The sequence below is a fragment of the Pseudomonas oryzicola genome, from assembly GCF_014269185.2.
GTDB classification, from domain to species: domain Bacteria; phylum Pseudomonadota; class Gammaproteobacteria; order Pseudomonadales; family Pseudomonadaceae; genus Aquipseudomonas; species Aquipseudomonas oryzicola.
In genome coordinates, this window is the sequence record NZ_JABWRZ020000009.1 from 1 (window position 1) to 1,416 (window position 1,416).

The window sequence follows — 1,416 nt, forward strand, 5'->3', positions numbered from 1 at the left end:
GTATCATCTTCACCACCGCAATCTGCGTCAGCAAATTGCTTGGGTGTTATATGGTCAAGCCTCACGGGCAATTAGTATTGGTTAGCTCAACGCCTCACAGCGCTTACACACCCAACCTATCAACGTCGTAGTCTTCGACGGCCCTTCAGGGAACTCAAGGTTCCAGTGAGATCTCATCTTGAGGCAAGTTTCCCGCTTAGATGCTTTCAGCGGTTATCTCTTCCGAACATAGCTACCCGGCAATGCCACTGGCGTGACAACCGGAACACCAGAGGTTCGTCCACTCCGGTCCTCTCGTACTAGGAGCAGCCCCTCTCAAATCTCAAACGTCCACGGCAGATAGGGACCGAACTGTCTCACGACGTTCTAAACCCAGCTCGCGTACCACTTTAAATGGCGAACAGCCATACCCTTGGGACCGGCTTCAGCCCCAGGATGTGATGAGCCGACATCGAGGTGCCAAACACCGCCGTCGATATGAACTCTTGGGCGGTATCAGCCTGTTATCCCCGGAGTACCTTTTATCCGTTGAGCGATGGCCCTTCCATACAGAACCACCGGATCACTAAGACCTACTTTCGTACCTGCTCGACGTGTTTGTCTCGCAGTCAAGCGCGCTTTTGCCTTTATACTCTACGACCGATTTCCGACCGGTCTGAGCGCACCTTCGTACTCCTCCGTTACTCTTTGGGAGGAGACCGCCCCAGTCAAACTACCCACCATACACTGTCCTCGATCCGGATAACGGACCTGAGTTAGAACCTCAAAGTTGCCAGGGTGGTATTTCAAGGATGGCTCCATGAGAACTGGCGTCCCCACTTCAAAGCCTCCCACCTATCCTACACAAGCAAATTCAAAGTCCAGTGCAAAGCTATAGTAAAGGTTCACGGGGTCTTTCCGTCTAGCCGCGGATACACTGCATCTTCACAGCGATTTCAATTTCACTGAGTCTCGGGTGGAGACAGCGCCGCCATCGTTACGCCATTCGTGCAGGTCGGAACTTACCCGACAAGGAATTTCGCTACCTTAGGACCGTTATAGTTACGGCCGCCGTTTACCGGGGCTTCGATCAAGAGCTTCGCTTGCGCTAACCCCATCAATTAACCTTCCGGCACCGGGCAGGCGTCACACCCTATACGTCCACTTTCGTGTTTGCAGAGTGCTGTGTTTTTAATAAACAGTCGCAGCGGCCTGGTATCTTCGACCGGCATGGGCTTACGGAGCAAGTCCTTCACCCTCGCCGGCGCACCTTCTCCCGAAGTTACGGTGCCATTTTGCCTAGTTCCTTCACCCGAGTTCTCTCAAGCGCCTTGGTATTCTCTACCTAACCACCTGTGTCGGTTTGGGGTACGGTTCCCAGTTATCTGAAGCTTAGGAGCTTTTCTTGGAAGCATGGTATCAACCACTTCGTCGCCT

Annotated in this window: 1 rRNA gene; it reads right to left on the bottom strand. The window is 53.1% G+C overall.

The window, feature by feature from the left end:
* Window positions 1–50: 50 nt before the first annotated feature.
* Window positions 51–1,416 (bottom strand): 23S ribosomal RNA (locus HU760_RS24345); the annotation flags it as partial.